Genomic DNA, 14,688 nt, shown 5'->3' with positions numbered 1-14,688 from the left:
ATCAAAAGCCTTTTAATTAAAAAGTGTTGTGTTATCTTTTCCGCATCTACTGTTCGAATGACAGTGGCAACGGGTGAACGCGAAGCTATGAAAGAGCCGGATAACCGGCCGTTGGCAGCTGGCATTTGAATGCCGGAAAGGTGAGTGCAGAACTGGGATGACATTGATAGAAACTGCCCGAAGCCGGCGCTAGCAGCTGCTACGCGGTAGGGGCAGGCGTTCACAACGGTGCTTCCGACGGAAGCTGCCGACGGTTTATCTTTGGTTGCATTTTTCCAATGCCGCTGACGCAGGTAAATCTTACCGGTTTCTTCGAAAACTACGCTAAAACAGTCGGTTGAGTCATGTTGTTAACCTCTATTTGTTGACGCGATCGCATCAGAGGGCGGTAAAAAATAAAATTCTGATGTTCAACTTGACAATGTAAATTCGCCACTGCTAGCTAATAACTAAATAGTTACATAGCGGCTTGGGAGACTGGTTTGCGAGCGATGATCACCATCGAGAATGTCTCAAAATCGTTTCCTACGAAGGGCGCTGGCGCGTCCACGGCTCTGGACGGGGTGAGCCTACAAATCCAGGACCGCGAGTTCTTCACGCTGCTTGGCCCCTCCGGCTGCGGTAAGACAACACTTTTGCGCATTATTGCCGGTTTCGAACTTCCGACCGTCGGAACAGTCCGGATAGAGGGGGCGGACTCCTCTTTCTTGCCGCCGCAGAAGCGGCCGGTGAATACGGTTTTCCAGAGCTATGCCCTCTTTCCGCACATGACCGTCGCCGAAAACGTTGGTTTTGGACTGCAGATGCAAAAGGTGCCCAAGGCTGAACGGGATCTTCGCGTTGCGGAGGTGCTGCGGCTGGTGCGGCTCGAAACCATGGCGGCGAGATTGCCTCGCCAGCTCTCCGGGGGGCAGCAGCAGCGTGTGGCCCTGGCGAGGGCGCTTGCACCGCGGCCCAAAGTGTTGCTGCTCGACGAGCCGCTGAGCGCCCTTGACCTGAAATTGCGCAAGGAAATGCAGAGCGAGTTGAAGCGGCTGCAGCGGGAAACCGGCATTACCTTCGTCCTCGTCACCCATGACCAGGAAGAAGCGTTGGCGATGTCCGACCATATCGCCGTGATGTCGGCCGGCCGCGTGCTGCAGATCGGCGAGCCGCGCGAGATCTACGACAATCCGAAGAGCCGCTTCGTGGCTGATTTCATCGGCGAATCTAATGTCTTGCCCGGCGCCATGATCGGCCGCGGCAACGACATTCTGATCGCGGTGCGGCCGGAAAGGATCGCGGTCTCGGCGCCGGCTAGCGGCTCGGCGGGGCGGATCCGTGGCACGGTCACCGCAGTGACCTATCTCGGGCTCGATACGCTCTACGAAATCGTCATCGAGAACGGTGATCGGCTGCGCAGCCGCACCCGCCAGTCGGTGGATGGCCTGGCCGCCGGGCAGGCCGTGGTGCTGGACTGGTCGAGCGATGCCGAACGGCATCTGACGAACTAGGGAGAGGGCGGATGAACACACAGCGCACATTGACGCTCGCTGCCCCGGCCGTCCTGGTCATCGGCATCTTCATGGTGCTGCCGTTGCTGGTGGCCGTCGCCTATTCCTTCATGACTGCCAACCCCTATGGCGGCGTCGACATGCCGTTGACGCTGGATGCCTATGTGCAGTTCCTCTTCCAGCGCGATTTCGATGATACGCTGCTGTTTTCCTGGAGCTATGTGATCATCAGCCTGCGGTCGGTCTATCTGGCGGGCCTGACGACGGCGATCTGTATGCTGCTCGGCTTTCCGGTTGCCTGGTACCTGGTTTGCCAGTCTGAGAACCGCCGCCGGACGCTGCTTTTTCTCGTCACCTTGCCATTCTGGATCAACACGCTGATCAGGACCTATTGCTGGGTGTTGATCCTGCGGGACGAGGGTTTGGCAAATGGCCTTCTCAAGGCTGCCGGGGTGATCTCGACGCCCTTGCCGCTGCTCTACAACGACGGCTCGATCCTGCTCGGGCTCGTCTATACCTTTCTGCCCTTCATGGTTCTGCCGGTCTATTCGACGCTGGAGCGGATCGACCCGCGGCTGATCGAGGCAGCCTATGATCTCTACGCCAGCCGGATCGCCGTTTTTCACCGGGTTGTCTGGCCGCTGGCAAAGCCCGGTGTTCTCGTCGGCGCCAGCCTTGTCTTTGCACCATCACTCGGCTCGTTCCTGGCCCCTGATCTTCTCGGCGGCGGGAAGAAGCTCCTTGTCGGCAGCCTGGTGCAGATGCAGTTCACCTCATCGCGCAACTGGCCATTCGGCGCTGCCCTTTCGATCCTGGTGACGATCGCTGTTCTGGCAATCTTCCTAGTCCGGTCCAGAAAGGCCGAGGAGGCGCGGCTATGAAGACGCAGCGTCCATTCGACTGGCGTCATACGCCGGGTTTCGGCCCTTTCACGGCCGCCATTCTGATCTTTCTCTATCTGCCGCTGGCCATTCTGGTCGTCTACGCATTCAACGCCAATCAGCTGGTGACCATTTGGTCCGGCTTCAGCCTGCGCTGGTTTGGCGAAGTGGCGGCCAACGAGGATATCCGGCGGGCGGCTTTCAACAGCATTGTCATCGCCATTGTCGCGACAATCTCCTCCACAGTGATTGCCACGGCCGGGGCCATCGCTCTCGAGCGCGGTGACTTGAAGGGGGGGCGCGGGGCACTCACCTCCTTGATCGCGCTCCCCCTGATCGTTCCGGAAATCATCGTTGCGATCATGACGCTGATCTTCTTTTCGGCGCTCGGGATGACCAACGGGCTGGTCAACCTGATGATTGCTCACACGGTATTCTGCATCCCCTTCGCGCTCTTGCCTATCCAGGCCAGATTGCGCGATCTCGGCACCAATCTGGAAGAAGCAGCCCGCGATCTTTACGCCAGCGAATGGCAGCTGTTCCGCTGCGTAACGTTTCCTCTGCTGCTGCCTGCGATCTTTGCCGGTGCGCTGATGGCTTTCGTCGTCTCGCTGGACGATTTCCTGATCAGCCTGATGGTCTCAGGTGCAGGATCGACCACCTTGCCCGTCTATGTCTACGGCATGATGCGCCTCGGCGTCACGCCGGAGGTCAATGCCATTTCCACCATCCTGCTCGGTATCTCGCTTGTGCTCGTCACCGGCGCGCTGCTGCTCGGGCGCAAGAGCCAAGGCAACGAATAACCAAAAAAGAAGAGGGTGAACATGAAGACCGCAAAGAGGATGCTGGCAACCGCCAGTCTGCTTGCCATCGTCGCTCCATGCATCGCGCATGCCGACGCTGGCGTCCTGCATATCTACAACTGGACCGACTATACCTCGGAGGAGATGGTCAAGAAATTCGAGGCCGAAACTGGCATCAAGGTGACGATCGACACCTATGACTCCAATGAAACGGCACTGGCGAAGATTAGCTCGGGCGCCGCCGGCTACGACGTCATGATCATCAGCAACGATTTCGTACCGATCTTCATCAAGCAGGGATTGCTCGAGAAGGTCGGCGTGGCCTCCATGCCGAACTTCAAGAACCTGGATCCGAAATGGCAGAAGCGCAGCTGGGACCCGAAGGCCGAATATACGGTTCCATGGGTCTGGGGGACGACCTCCTATTCGGTCGATACCGCTGTCTATAAGGGAGCGACCGACAGCCTGAAGGCGCTGTTTGAGCCGTCCGATGATCTCAAGGGCAAGATCGGCATGTTCGGCTCGCCGTCTGAGGTGATGTCACTTGGTCTCCTCTATCTCGGCAAGGACCAGTGCAACAGCAATCCGGCTGATCTAAAGGCGCTGAACGCGCTGCTCGAAGCCCAGAAGCCTTTCGTCAAGGTCTACAATTCGGACGGCACGACAGAGCGCCAGGTCTCCGGCGAAACCGTGATGCACGAGCAGTGGTCGGGCAAGGCGCTCGCCTCACGCCTGCAGAAGCCGACGATCAAGTATGTCTTCCCGAAGGAAGGGGCGGTCGGCTGGATGGACAATGTCGCGGTTCCGAAAGGCGCTCCAAATCCCGAGAACGCCAAGAAGTTCCTGAACTTCCTGATGGATCCTGAGAACATTGCCCTGCAGCAGAAATCAACCGGCTATCAGAGCGCAGTCACCGGTTCCGACAAGTTCCTGCCAAAGGAAACGGGTGAATCGCCCGAATTCAATCCGCCGAAAGATATGAAGATCGTCTTTGCGCCTGCCTGCGAAGAAAAGGCAACCCGCGCCTACGACCGCATCTGGACATCGCTCCGCCAGTGATCAGCCAAAAATAGGCGGGCGCGAATGCCCTGCCATTCCACGCATAAGACGGCAGGCGGCGCGTAGCTTCCGGCCATGAATTTGAGGACAGAACCATGAATGAAGCCGTCAAACCTGCCACCCTCAAACCTGCTGCGGCACCTCCGCCGCCGAAGCATTTGCAGGCACTGGCGCCACTCACCCCGGACGAGATCAATATCGCCGTCGCGGTCGTCAAGGCGGATCCTGAACTTGGCCCAGGCGTTCTGTTCGAGAATATCGACCTTCGCGAGCCATCGCCTGCCGAATACCGTGCTTATCTTGACGGCGGAAAACTGCCGCGCGAGGCGCGTATCAACGTCAACCATCTCGATGTCCCAGGCGTCTGGCAGCTCATTGTTTCTGTTGCCGACAAGGCAATCATCCGTCGCACGCATTTCCCGGCCGCGCGTGCCGGCTTCATGGTCGAGCAGATGATAAGCGTCGAGGTCAACGTCAAGAACGACCCGCGCTTCATCGAGGCCTGCCGCAAGCGCGGCATCTCCGACATGACGGGTGTGATCGTCGATTCCTGGTCGGGCGGCAATTTCGGCCATGAAGATGAGGAGGGAAGGCTGATCTCGCACACCTTTTCCTGGCTGCGCGTTCATGAGTTCGGCAACTACTATGCCCACCCAATCGAGGGGCTGAATGCAGTGATCGACGTGAAGACCGGCGAAGTGCTGCGGGTCGACGATTATACCGATCATCCGCCAATCCCGATGACGCGCTACGATTACGATCCGGAGTTCCTGCCGCCGCCGGACGCGCCGCTGAAGCCGCTCGATGTCGTTCAGCCGGATGGCGTCAGCTTCACGATCAAGGACCATGCGATTTCCTGGGACAAGTGGACGCTCGCGATCGGCTTTACGCCACGCGAAGGTCTCGTGCTTCACGATATCCGGTTTGACGGCCGCTCCGTCGTGCGGCGTGCGGCTATTGCCGAGCTCGTCGTTCCCTACGGATCACCACTCTACGGCCACGCCCGCCAGAACATTTTCGATGTCGGCGAGTACGGCTTCGGCAAGCTGACCAATTCGCTGAAGCTCGGCTGCGATTGCCTCGGCCAGATCCAGTATCTCGACGCACATGTGAACGGATTGAAAGGCGAGGTCGTCACTATCGAAAAGGCGGTCTGCATCCATGAGGAAGACGCCGGAATCCTCTGGAAACACTGGGATTTCCGAACAGGGCGGACGGTGCTGCACCGCGGCCGCAAGCTTGTCATTTCGAGCATCTGCACTGTCGGAAACTACGAATATGCCCAGTACTGGTATCTCGATCAGGCCGGTGAAATCGAATTCGAGATGAAGGCGACCGGCATCGTCAATACCAATGCATGCCATCCCGGACAGCCGGACAAATACTCGACGGAAATTCAGCCGGGCCTCGGCGCTCCGATCCATCAGCACATCTTCTGCGCGCGCCTCGATATGGCGGTGGATGGCGGCGGCAACAGCGTTGTCGAAACCAACTCCTACATGGAGCCCTTCAGCGACAGCAATCCGTATGGCAACGCCTTCCATGCTGTCGATACGGTGCTGAAGACCGAGCTTGCGGCGGCGCGGCGCGCCGATCTCTCCACCCATCGCAGCTGGAAGGTCGTCAATCCGAACAAGCTGAGCCAGGTCGGCAAACCGGTCGCCTACAAGCTCCATGCCCCGAACTGCGTCACACCGATGATCCAGGACGACGGTCCTTCAGGTATCCGCTCCAACTTCATCCGCAATCACATCTGGGTCACGCCGTTCAATGAGAATGAACGCTATCCTGCAGGAGAATTCGTTGCCAATTCCGATGGCAGAGATGGTCTCGCAGAGCTCGTCAAACAGGACCGCAATGTCGAGAACACCGACATCGTGCTCTGGCATTCCTTTGGTCTCCACCATGTCGTGCGCGCCGAAGACTTTCCGGTTCAGCCTTGCATTTCCTGCGGCTTCTCGCTCGCGCCGGCCGGTTTCTTCGAGGTCAATCCGTCGAACAATCTGCCGCCGGTGATCAACAGGGCAAGCGTTCTCGCTGGAGAGAACAAGGCAAGCTGCTGCAGCTGATCTGAGGACAGTGACCGGTGGCGAACCGCCACCGGTCACTTGATGATGAAGCTTTGGGACAAGGGCATGGTCACGGCGATAGCACGACGGAATATCAGCAGCGGTGCCACCGATTGCGGCATGCTGGCGGTCGGTCTCGCGGCGTGGCTTGCGCTCTACTGCGCTCCACAGGCGGTCGGCGATGTTATCTGCCGGTCAGCTGGCGTGTCCACCACGGCGCCCCTCGGATTAGTGCAGGCAATCGCATCCTGGCTCGTCATGATGACGGCGATGGCCGCTCCGTCGCTGCTCCTGTCGCGCGGGCTGTTTCGTCTGAGCTGCAAGGCAGCGTCACAACCGGTATCGATGCTTCTTGCCGCAGCCATTACCGGCGCCCTGGCCGAGTGGCTGATGCGCCCGGTCGGGCTCGTCGATAGCGATGGCCGTTTCGCTGCGCCGCTTTTTGCCCCCGCCATGTTTGCCGCCGCCGTCCTGGTGTTGATCCGAGGCCGGAATGAACAGGGCAGGGAGGTGCTCTGCCGTGCCGCCTGCTGCGCCAGCATGGTTCTGCTGCAATTCGCTGGAGGGGTCTCCAACATGATCTGGATGGCGGTAATTTCCGGTTGGATGGTGCTGGAGAGCCTCGTTCCGTGGCGGCGCGAATTTGCCGTTCTTGGTGGCCTGACGCTCGGTCTCGCCGCCAGTTTTTCTCTGCTGCAGGGAAGCAGCTGACGCTTCCTGCACTTCGATGCCTGCCTGCTAAAACAAGAGGAGATTTAGATGGGCTTCCTTTCCTACAATCCAACCGATGGACAATTGATCGGCCGCTACGAAGAACACACCGGAGCCGAGGTCGAACGGATCCTCGATCAGTCGCACAAGACCTGGAAGACCTGGTCCGCCGCACCGCTCAGCGAGCGCGCTGCTTTTCTGAACCGCCTTGCGGATCTGCTGGAGGCGCGTGTCGACGAATATGCCGCGCTGATCGTTTCGGAGATGGGCAAGCCATTCGCCGAAGCACAGGGCGAAATCAAGAAATCGGCTTTCGGCGCCCGGCACTTCGCCGGTGACGGATTGGCCTATATCGCCGACGAGCCGATCCCCGGAACGCCCGCCAAGATCGTCTATCAATCGATCGGGCCGATTTTCGGGATCATGCCGTGGAATCTTCCCTTCTGGCAGGTGCTGCGCTTCTTCATCCCGGCCGCCCTCATCGGCAACACCGTGATCGTCAAGCATGCCGAAACGGTCCAGGGATCGGCGGCGGCGATCGAGAAGCTGATCCTCGATGCCGGCGCGCCGCAGGGGCTCTATTCCAATCTCGTGATCGATCGCAAACGTGCTCCTGCCGTCATTGCCGATCCACGCATCGCCGCCGTCACGGTGACGGGCAGCACGGCTGCGGGCCGCACGGTTGCGGAGCAGGCGGGTTCTCTCGGCAAGAAAGTGGTGCTGGAACTCGGCGGCTCGGATCCCTTCGTCGTCTTCGACGATGCCGATTTCGATAAAGCGGTGCAGATGGCAGTGGTCTCGCGCTATTCGAACAACGCGCAGAGCTGCATCGCCGCCAAGCGGATTTTCGTCCACGCGCCGATTGCCGAGCGCTTCGCCGCAGCCTTTGTCGATGCCGTCAAGCGCATTCCGGTCGGTGATCCGATGAAGGCGGAAACAAAGCTCGGTCCGCTGGCCCGAGCCGATATCCGAGACAATGTCCAGCGTCAGGTCGATGACGCCGTGAAGGCAGGCGCGCGCGTTCTGACCGGTGGCAAATCGATCCCCGGCGACGGCTATTTCTACGAGCCGACGGTGATTGCCGGATTGCCCCGCGATGCGGCGGTGGCACGCGAGGAGTTTTTCGGCCCCGTCGCAATGCTCTTCACTTTCAAGGATGAAGACGAGGCCGTGGCACTGGCAAATGATACGGAATACGGCCTCGGCGCTGCCGTGTGGAGCAGCAATCCGGAACGCGCCGAACGCGTCGCCTCCCGCATCGAGGCTGGAGCCGTCTTTATCAACGATTTCGTCCGTTCCGATCCCCGCGCGCCCTTCGGCGGCATCAAGGGCTCGGGCTTCGGCCGGGAGCTTGGCGGTCTCGGCGCGCGTGAGCTCGCCAATGCCAAACTCGTCTGGAAAGGTGCTTGATCAAAGAACAAAGCCAACCGGGTCCTCCGGTTGGCTTCTCGGCTCAACGCCCGTTTGATTATCTAGCGCCGCACTGTTCAGTGCGCCCTCGCGAACTGAAACGGTAAAAGATCGTCGCTCTGCGCTTCCGCATCGATGGCAGCAATGCCACCGATGATGGCTCGGGCCAAGGCTTCGCTCAACTTGGCAAAGAGAGAAATCGTCTAGCGAGGGGGGAAACTTTAGACCAAAAATGTGCGGAGGTGATGCCACACTCGGTACTTAAGGGCATGTTGCGCCGGGTTGCGCGACATGAAACCCTTTGATCAGAGTACATGTAGGTGAGGGGCAAGAATGATCGAGCTGCCGTTTGACAGACGCGAATACCAGGAGCGTCTCGGCCGGATACGTGCGGAGATGGGCAGGCGCGATCTCCAGCTTCTTGTGATCAACGACGTCGCCAACCAGCACTATATTACGGGCTACGACGGCTGGTCCTTCTATACCCCACAGACCGTCTTGCTGCCGATCGAGGAAAGCGCGGAGCCGGTCTGGCTCGGCCGTGCCATGGATGCGGCCGGCGGCTTGCTGACGGCGTGGATGCGCCCGGACAACATCGTCGGATTTCCCGAGGGCTACGTACAGCAATCCGATCGTCACCCGATGGATTGGATCGCGCAGTGGATCACTGCGAAGGGATGGGGCAGCCGGCGGATCGGCATCGAGCTCGAAGCCTACTATTACTCACCCAAGGCACATGCCCGCCTGACCGCAGGACTCCCGAATGCAACATTCGTTGACGCTGATCTGTTGGTCAATTGGATAAGGTCGGTGAAGAGCCCGGCCGAGATCGACTATCTCCGCAAGGCATCCCGGCTCGCAGAGGCAGCGGTTTCAACCGCCTATGACATTATCGCGCCAGGCGTTCGTGAATGCGATGCCATCGCGAAGATCCAGGCCGCGCAGATCGCTGGAAGTCCCGACTTTGCCGGAGACATCACCGCATTGCCGCCCACCATTCTCGCGGGTGAAAACGCCTCGGCCCCTCACATCATGTGGAGCAACCGCCGCTTTGGCGCAAACGAGACGATCGCTCTCGAACTCGCCGGCGTCTGCCGCCGGTACACGTCCGGTTTGGCGCGGACGATGCAGTTGGGGAAAGCACCGCAACAAGTCACCAACACCGCCAACGCCGTTCTTGAGGGAATGGAGGCTGTGCTCTCGGCGATCAGGCCGGGTGTGCTTGCCGAGGGTGTGGAACTCGCATGGCGCAAAGTGATCGAGCGCCATGGGCTCAAGAAGGAATCCCGGATCGGATACTCGATCGGCGTTGCCTATCCGCCCGACTGGGGTGAGCACACGATCAGCCTGCGTCCTGGAGACAAGTCGGTCCTGCAGCCGGGCAATGTCCTGCATTCGATCCTGGGCATGTGGATGGACGGGTGGGGCATAGAGGTGAGCGAAACCATTCTGGTGACGGAGACCGGTTGTGAAACCCTCACCAATTTTCCTAGAGAGATCCATGCCAAGACCTGACACTCTGTCGCCGGGCCAGATCAAGCACATGCTGGAGGTGCGAAGACACCTGCATGCCCATCCCGAGCTGTCAAATAAGGAGAGCCGGACGCAAGCCTATCTGCGCGGCCAGCTGGAGACCGGAGGATTGACAGCAGTCCGCGATGTTGCGGGCTTCGGGCTTGCGGTCGATATCGAGGGAACAGCCGGCTTTTCCAACCGGAAGGTTGCCGTTCGCGCTGATATCGACGCCTTGCCGATCGAGGAACACTCCGGCGTTGCATTCTCTTCGACCGTGAAGGGCGTCATGCATGCATGCGGCCATGATGCGCATGCGGCTATGGTGTTGGCTGCGGCAACGCATCTTCACCGGCATCGCGACACCTTTGCCGGAACGGTCCGCTTCATATTCCAGCCCGCAGAGGAGGCCGAGCCTCTCGGCGGCCGCCGCATCGTAGAAGAAGGGCTCCTCGACGATATTGACGCGGCGATCGGTATTCATGTCGATCCCTACACGCAGGCAGGCAAGATTGCCGTCGCCGGCGGCCCCTTTACGCTTGCCAGCGACATTTTCGATGCCGTGATCCGCGGCTCGTCGGCACATGCGGCCAAGCCGGAGGAAGGCGTTGATGCCATTGCCGTGGCATGCGCCATGGTCTCGGAACTGCAAAAAATCGTTTCGAGGGAGCGGGATGCCTACGATCCTTTGGTCATCTCCGTGACCAGCATCGAAGGCGGCGGTTCCTACAATGTCGTTGCCGATACCGTCCGCTTGAAGGGAACCATCCGCAGCGGCAGCCCGGCGACGCGTCTCCGCGCCCGCGAACGTGTCCAGGACATATTGAAGGGTCTTGCGCTCGCGCATAGGGCAACGGTCGAATTCAGCCTTGTCGAGGGCGAGCCACCTGTCGTCAACGATCCGGCACTGGCCCGCGTTGTCGCATTGGCGGCGGACACCCTGTTCGGTGCCGGAACTGCGGTTGCGGCGGCCGGATGGACAGCCGCCGATGACTTCGGCTTCTACAGCGAGAAACGGCCCTCAGTCTACTTCAGGCTTGGCATCCGCAATGAGGCGGAGGGCTGTATCTATCCCCTTCATCACCCGCAGTTCAAGATTGATGAGACTGCCTTGAGAGTCGGCGCCGAACTCGTCGTAAAAATCGCGTGTGACGCCCTAGGCGAGGGGCTATGAGGCTGCCCGACCGCTAGTCATTGCCGAAGTCTGGATGGATCCGGTTTTGAAGCCGCATAGCGGCATCAAGAAAAAATCACACCCTCCGAACCAGTTCCTGCTTTCCCGCCATTGCGTGGCGGCAGCATCGATCCGATCTGTATCTTCAGCGGCCACATCGGAGAAGAGACATGTCGACCATTCCCTATCGCAGCGCGCTCATCATCGGAGCGGGCCCAGGCATCAGCGCCTCACTGACGAGAAGCTTTCGCTTGGCAGGCCTCTCCGTTGCCATCGCTGCTCGCGACACCGGCAAACTCAAATCGCTGGCAGAGCAGACCGGTGCCATCGCTCTTGAGGTCGACGCCAGCGACCCGAGCCAGGTCGAGAGACTTTTCGCGCAAACGGACGCGCATATCGGACCGCCTGAGGTCGTCATCTATAACGCTAGCGGCCGCGTGCGCGGACCACTCACCGATCTTGATCCCTCGGAGGTCGAAAGGGCAGTGGCCGTTTCCGCGTTGGGTGCATTCTACTCGGTACAGCAAGCCGCCAGGCGCATGCTTGCGGCCGGCAAGGGCGCGATCCTGCTGACGGGTGCTACGGCCGGCGTAAAGGGCTTCGCCAACTCGGCACCGTTCGCCATGGGGAAATTCGCGCTGCGCGGGCTGGCACAAAGTGCTGCGAGAGAACTGGCTCCGAAGGGAATTCATGTCGCCCATGTGGTGGTTGACGGGGGTGTCCGGAGCGAGCTTCGCGGCGATCCCGCGGAAGCGCCGGATAGCACGCTCGACCCTGACGCAATCGCACAAACCTACATCGATCTCTTGCGCCAGCATCGAAGCGCCTGGTCATGGGAGATCGAAGTCAGGCCATGGGTCGAGCGGTTCTGACGGTCACAGTTCGGCATGCGCGAAGGCGTCCTTAGGGGATTGCTGAAACCAGCAGAAACACCGCAAATATCACCAGATGGATCGCGCCCTGCAGCACCGTCGTCCTGCCGGTGCCCAAAGTCAGGGTGCTGACGAAGAGGGTCAGCACCAACAGCGTCGTGTTTGCTGCTGAGATCCCCAGCGACAGTTGCTGATCGAGAACGAGCGAGACGACGGCGACGGCCGGGATGGTGAGGCCGATACTCGCAATCGCCGATCCGAGAGCGAGGTTGATGCTGTTTTGAAGCTGGTTCTTCAGCGCGGACTTCGCCGCCGCAATGCCTTCCGGCAAAAGCACGATCGCGGCGATCACCACGCCGACGAAGGTGTGGGGCAGGCCTGCCAGATCGATCGCCCTGTCGAGAGAGGGGGAAAGGGTCTTGGCAAGCAGGACGACGGCGGCGAGAGATACCAGCAGGAGACCGAGGCATGCCAGCGATTCCCGGTCGGATGGCTTCGCGTGGTGCTCTGCCACCGCGCTATCGCTTTCCACATTGTCAGCTGGCGCATCCAGGAAATAGGCGCGATGCTTGACGGTCTGCACGAAGACGAAGACGGCCCAAAGCATCAGGGAAACCAACCCGACGAACATTGCTTGCAGCGGCGAGTATGACGGCCCAAGGACTGTCAGCGTGTGGTTCGGCAGGATCAGCGCCAGCGCGGCGAGGGTGCCGAGCACGGCCAGGGCAGACGACGCGCCCTGAAGCTGGAACGTCTGCTCGAAGTGCCGCCGGCCGCCCACGATCAGGCAAAGCCCGACAACGCCGTTGAGCACGATCATCACGGCCGCAAATACCGTATCACGCGCAACCGAACCACTGCCTTCTGCTCCTGAGGCCATGATGGAGACGATCAGCGCAACTTCAATGACAGTCACGGCGATCGCCAGCAGGATCGAGCCGAAAGGTTCGCCGAGCTTGAGTGCCAGGACCTCGGCGTGATGGACGGCGCTGAAGACGGAAGCACCAAGGAAGACGGCCGCAAAAACCAGCACCAGTGCCGCGTCCGATGGCACGACATGGAGAAACTTCAGCGCCAATAGGACCGAGGCAAGAAGCGGAGCCACCCAGGTCCAGGCCGGAATTGCCGCGTGATGTGTTTCGGTGGCGGCAATCGAAGCTTGCTTCATAGCTGTTCCTGACTTCCGGCGGTGTTTGATCAGACGTGTAGCGACAGAGGCAATCTATAATCGAGGAGATCATCAAATGCACGCCGAACGTTCTGGAGCCGACCGTCGGCCACGGCAGTCTAGTTCATCATCTTTTGTGCTTCGAGGGAACTCCTCGCGAGAGGCGCAGCACGTCCGGCGTGGGGAAGCTAACCCAAGTGCATCATGGCCGCCTTGGAGGGTAGGGCATCAGCCACCTTCGCGCAAATAGGCAGCAAAGGCTTCGGCGGGGGTCCGGTATCTGAGGCATTTGCGAGGCTGTGAGTTTAGATGATGCGCCAACTCAGTCAGCTGTTGCTGGGTGACATTGGCAAGATCCGTGTCAACAGGCATGAAGCGTCGGATACGTTTGTTGGTGTTCTCAACGGCGCCTTTCTGCCATGGCGCGCTGGGATCGCAGAACCAGCTCCTTGCGCCGATGCCTTCCTCCAAAGCCCTGAAGCCGCTGAACTCCGTGCCGCGATCGAAGGTAAAGCTCCGCCGCGCCATCGCTGGCAACGGCGAGAAAGCATGAACGATCTTATCCATGATCGGTCGCGAATGACGACTGTTGTTCTTGAGCATGACCGTATAGCGGCTCTCGCGTTCAATCAGTGAGGTGACATTGGTCGGCCCAAGCTCCCGCTTGAAGATCAGCAGATCGCCTTCCCAATGTCCGAACTCGGTCCGATTGCCAATAAAATCAGGCCTTTGAGATATCCTGCAATCGGCCGGGAAGACGTTGCCGCGCGGTCGGCGAGAGCCTCGAGGTCGACGCTTGCGGCGTGCCTCCGGCAGATAGCGATAGAGGCCCAGACCATAATCCTCCTTGCAGTAGACAAAGCGATAAATGGTCTCAGGGCAAATGCGAACCGGGTTGGCGGCATCTTCGGCAAGACGGCCGGCAATCTGCTCCGGGGACCAATAGGCCTTCAGGCGGTCAATTACCAGCTCGCGCAATCTTGGGTGCCGCCTGAGCTTGCGCAGCCTTCGACGCCGCTCCTTGGCGATGTCATCGGCGATCGTATCAAAGTAGCCGGTGTACTCGGGAAACTCGCGATCGTGAAAAGTGTTGCGCTTGAGCTCACGATAGATCGTTGAGCGATGACGTCCGAGCTGGCGGGCGATCTCGCCAACTGGCACCTTTCGCTCTCTGAGATGATAAAGACGGCGACGATAGGCGATGGTGAACTGCTGATAGCAAAGCGACATGCCAAAATCTCCAAAGTGAAGCCATTGAAATTACTAGCATGTCGGACTTGGAAATAGAATGTACCGCGACGCACATCATGTCACAGCTATTTAAAGATGAGACAAAATAAGCAATTTAGAAACGCGACGTAATTCTATTAACTATTACTGGAATTGCAAGATTCTATATTGATGTGTGCTCGGGAATTAGCCGCCGTCCGGGCGGAGATGGCCAGGGTTGCGCAGCTCGGTCGGCGGCGGATGACTCAAGCGCAATCATATACTGCGCTTTCTCAGCTACTGCGCTTTCTCAGCCGGATCGCTTAC

12 protein-coding genes are annotated in these 14,688 nt (G+C 59.6%); 10 read left to right on the top strand and 2 right to left on the bottom strand.

The annotated features are described in order from the left end of the window. Nucleotides 1-491 precede the first annotated feature (491 nt). The 10 genes from AC1DIJ_RS25395 (at nt 492) to AC1DIJ_RS25350 (ending at nt 11,984) form a co-directional block, all read left to right on the top strand. Nucleotides 492-1,493 carry an ABC transporter ATP-binding protein gene (locus tag AC1DIJ_RS25395; RefSeq protein ID WP_112388187.1) on the top strand — a complete coding sequence of 334 codons (1,002 nt, stop codon included), beginning with the start codon at nt 492-494 and terminating at the stop codon, nt 1,491-1,493. Between the two features lie 11 nt (nt 1,494-1,504). Next, nucleotides 1,505-2,374 (top strand): ABC transporter permease, encoded by an 870-nt coding sequence (locus AC1DIJ_RS25390; protein WP_112388186.1) that lies wholly within the window; start codon nt 1,505-1,507, stop codon nt 2,372-2,374. Beyond that, nucleotides 2,371-3,177 (top strand): ABC transporter permease, encoded by an 807-nt coding sequence (locus AC1DIJ_RS25385; protein WP_112388185.1) that lies wholly within the window; start codon nt 2,371-2,373, stop codon nt 3,175-3,177. Before AC1DIJ_RS25390 ends, AC1DIJ_RS25385 begins: the two co-directional genes overlap by 4 nt. A 21-nt stretch (nt 3,178-3,198) precedes the next feature. After that, nucleotides 3,199-4,236, top strand: coding sequence for an extracellular solute-binding protein (locus tag AC1DIJ_RS25380; protein WP_112388184.1), 1,038 nt, complete (start codon nt 3,199-3,201; stop codon nt 4,234-4,236). A 95-nt stretch (nt 4,237-4,331) separates the two neighbouring features. After that, nucleotides 4,332-6,305 carry a primary-amine oxidase gene (locus AC1DIJ_RS25375; protein WP_112388183.1) on the top strand — a complete coding sequence of 658 codons (1,974 nt, stop codon included), beginning with the start codon at nt 4,332-4,334 and terminating at the stop codon, nt 6,303-6,305. A gap of 42 nt (nt 6,306-6,347) precedes the next feature. Further along, complete coding sequence (locus tag AC1DIJ_RS25370) at nt 6,348-7,016, top strand: copper chaperone (protein ID WP_112388182.1); 669 nt, start codon at nt 6,348-6,350, stop codon at nt 7,014-7,016. Between the two features lie 48 nt (nt 7,017-7,064). Then, nucleotides 7,065-8,426, top strand: a complete 1,362-nt coding sequence (locus tag AC1DIJ_RS25365; protein ID WP_112445350.1) for an NAD-dependent succinate-semialdehyde dehydrogenase — start codon at nt 7,065-7,067, stop codon at nt 8,424-8,426. Between the two features lie 333 nt (nt 8,427-8,759). Continuing rightward, nucleotides 8,760-9,941, top strand: coding sequence for a M24 family metallopeptidase (locus tag AC1DIJ_RS25360; RefSeq protein WP_112388181.1), 1,182 nt, complete (start codon nt 8,760-8,762; stop codon nt 9,939-9,941). Next, nucleotides 9,928-11,112 carry a M20 metallopeptidase family protein gene (locus tag AC1DIJ_RS25355; RefSeq protein WP_310291232.1) on the top strand — a complete coding sequence of 395 codons (1,185 nt, stop codon included), beginning with the start codon at nt 9,928-9,930 and terminating at the stop codon, nt 11,110-11,112. The genes AC1DIJ_RS25360 and AC1DIJ_RS25355 overlap by 14 nt, the downstream gene beginning before the upstream one ends. A 170-nt stretch (nt 11,113-11,282) precedes the next feature. Beyond that, on the top strand, nt 11,283-11,984 hold the full coding sequence (locus AC1DIJ_RS25350) for an SDR family NAD(P)-dependent oxidoreductase (RefSeq protein ID WP_112388180.1): 702 nt from the start codon (nt 11,283-11,285) through the stop codon (nt 11,982-11,984). Between the two features lie 31 nt (nt 11,985-12,015). Here the strand turns inward: AC1DIJ_RS25350 and AC1DIJ_RS25345 are convergent, their stop codons facing one another. Both AC1DIJ_RS25345 and AC1DIJ_RS25340 read right to left on the bottom strand, forming a co-directional pair. After that, entirely contained in the window at nt 12,016-13,152 is a 1,137-nt protein-coding gene (locus AC1DIJ_RS25345; RefSeq protein WP_112388179.1) for a calcium:cation antiporter, read from the bottom strand. Nucleotides 13,153-13,380: 228 nt separating this feature from the next. After that, on the bottom strand, nt 13,381-14,382 hold the full coding sequence (locus AC1DIJ_RS25340; protein ID WP_112388178.1) for an IS30 family transposase: 1,002 nt from the start codon (nt 14,380-14,382) through the stop codon (nt 13,381-13,383). Nucleotides 14,383-14,688: the final 306 nt, after the last annotated feature.

The organism is Rhizobium sp. 10N427 (assembly GCF_056394605.1).
The sequence above is the reverse complement of the archived record's forward strand: the minus strand, read 5'-3'. Positions and strand labels throughout refer to the sequence as shown.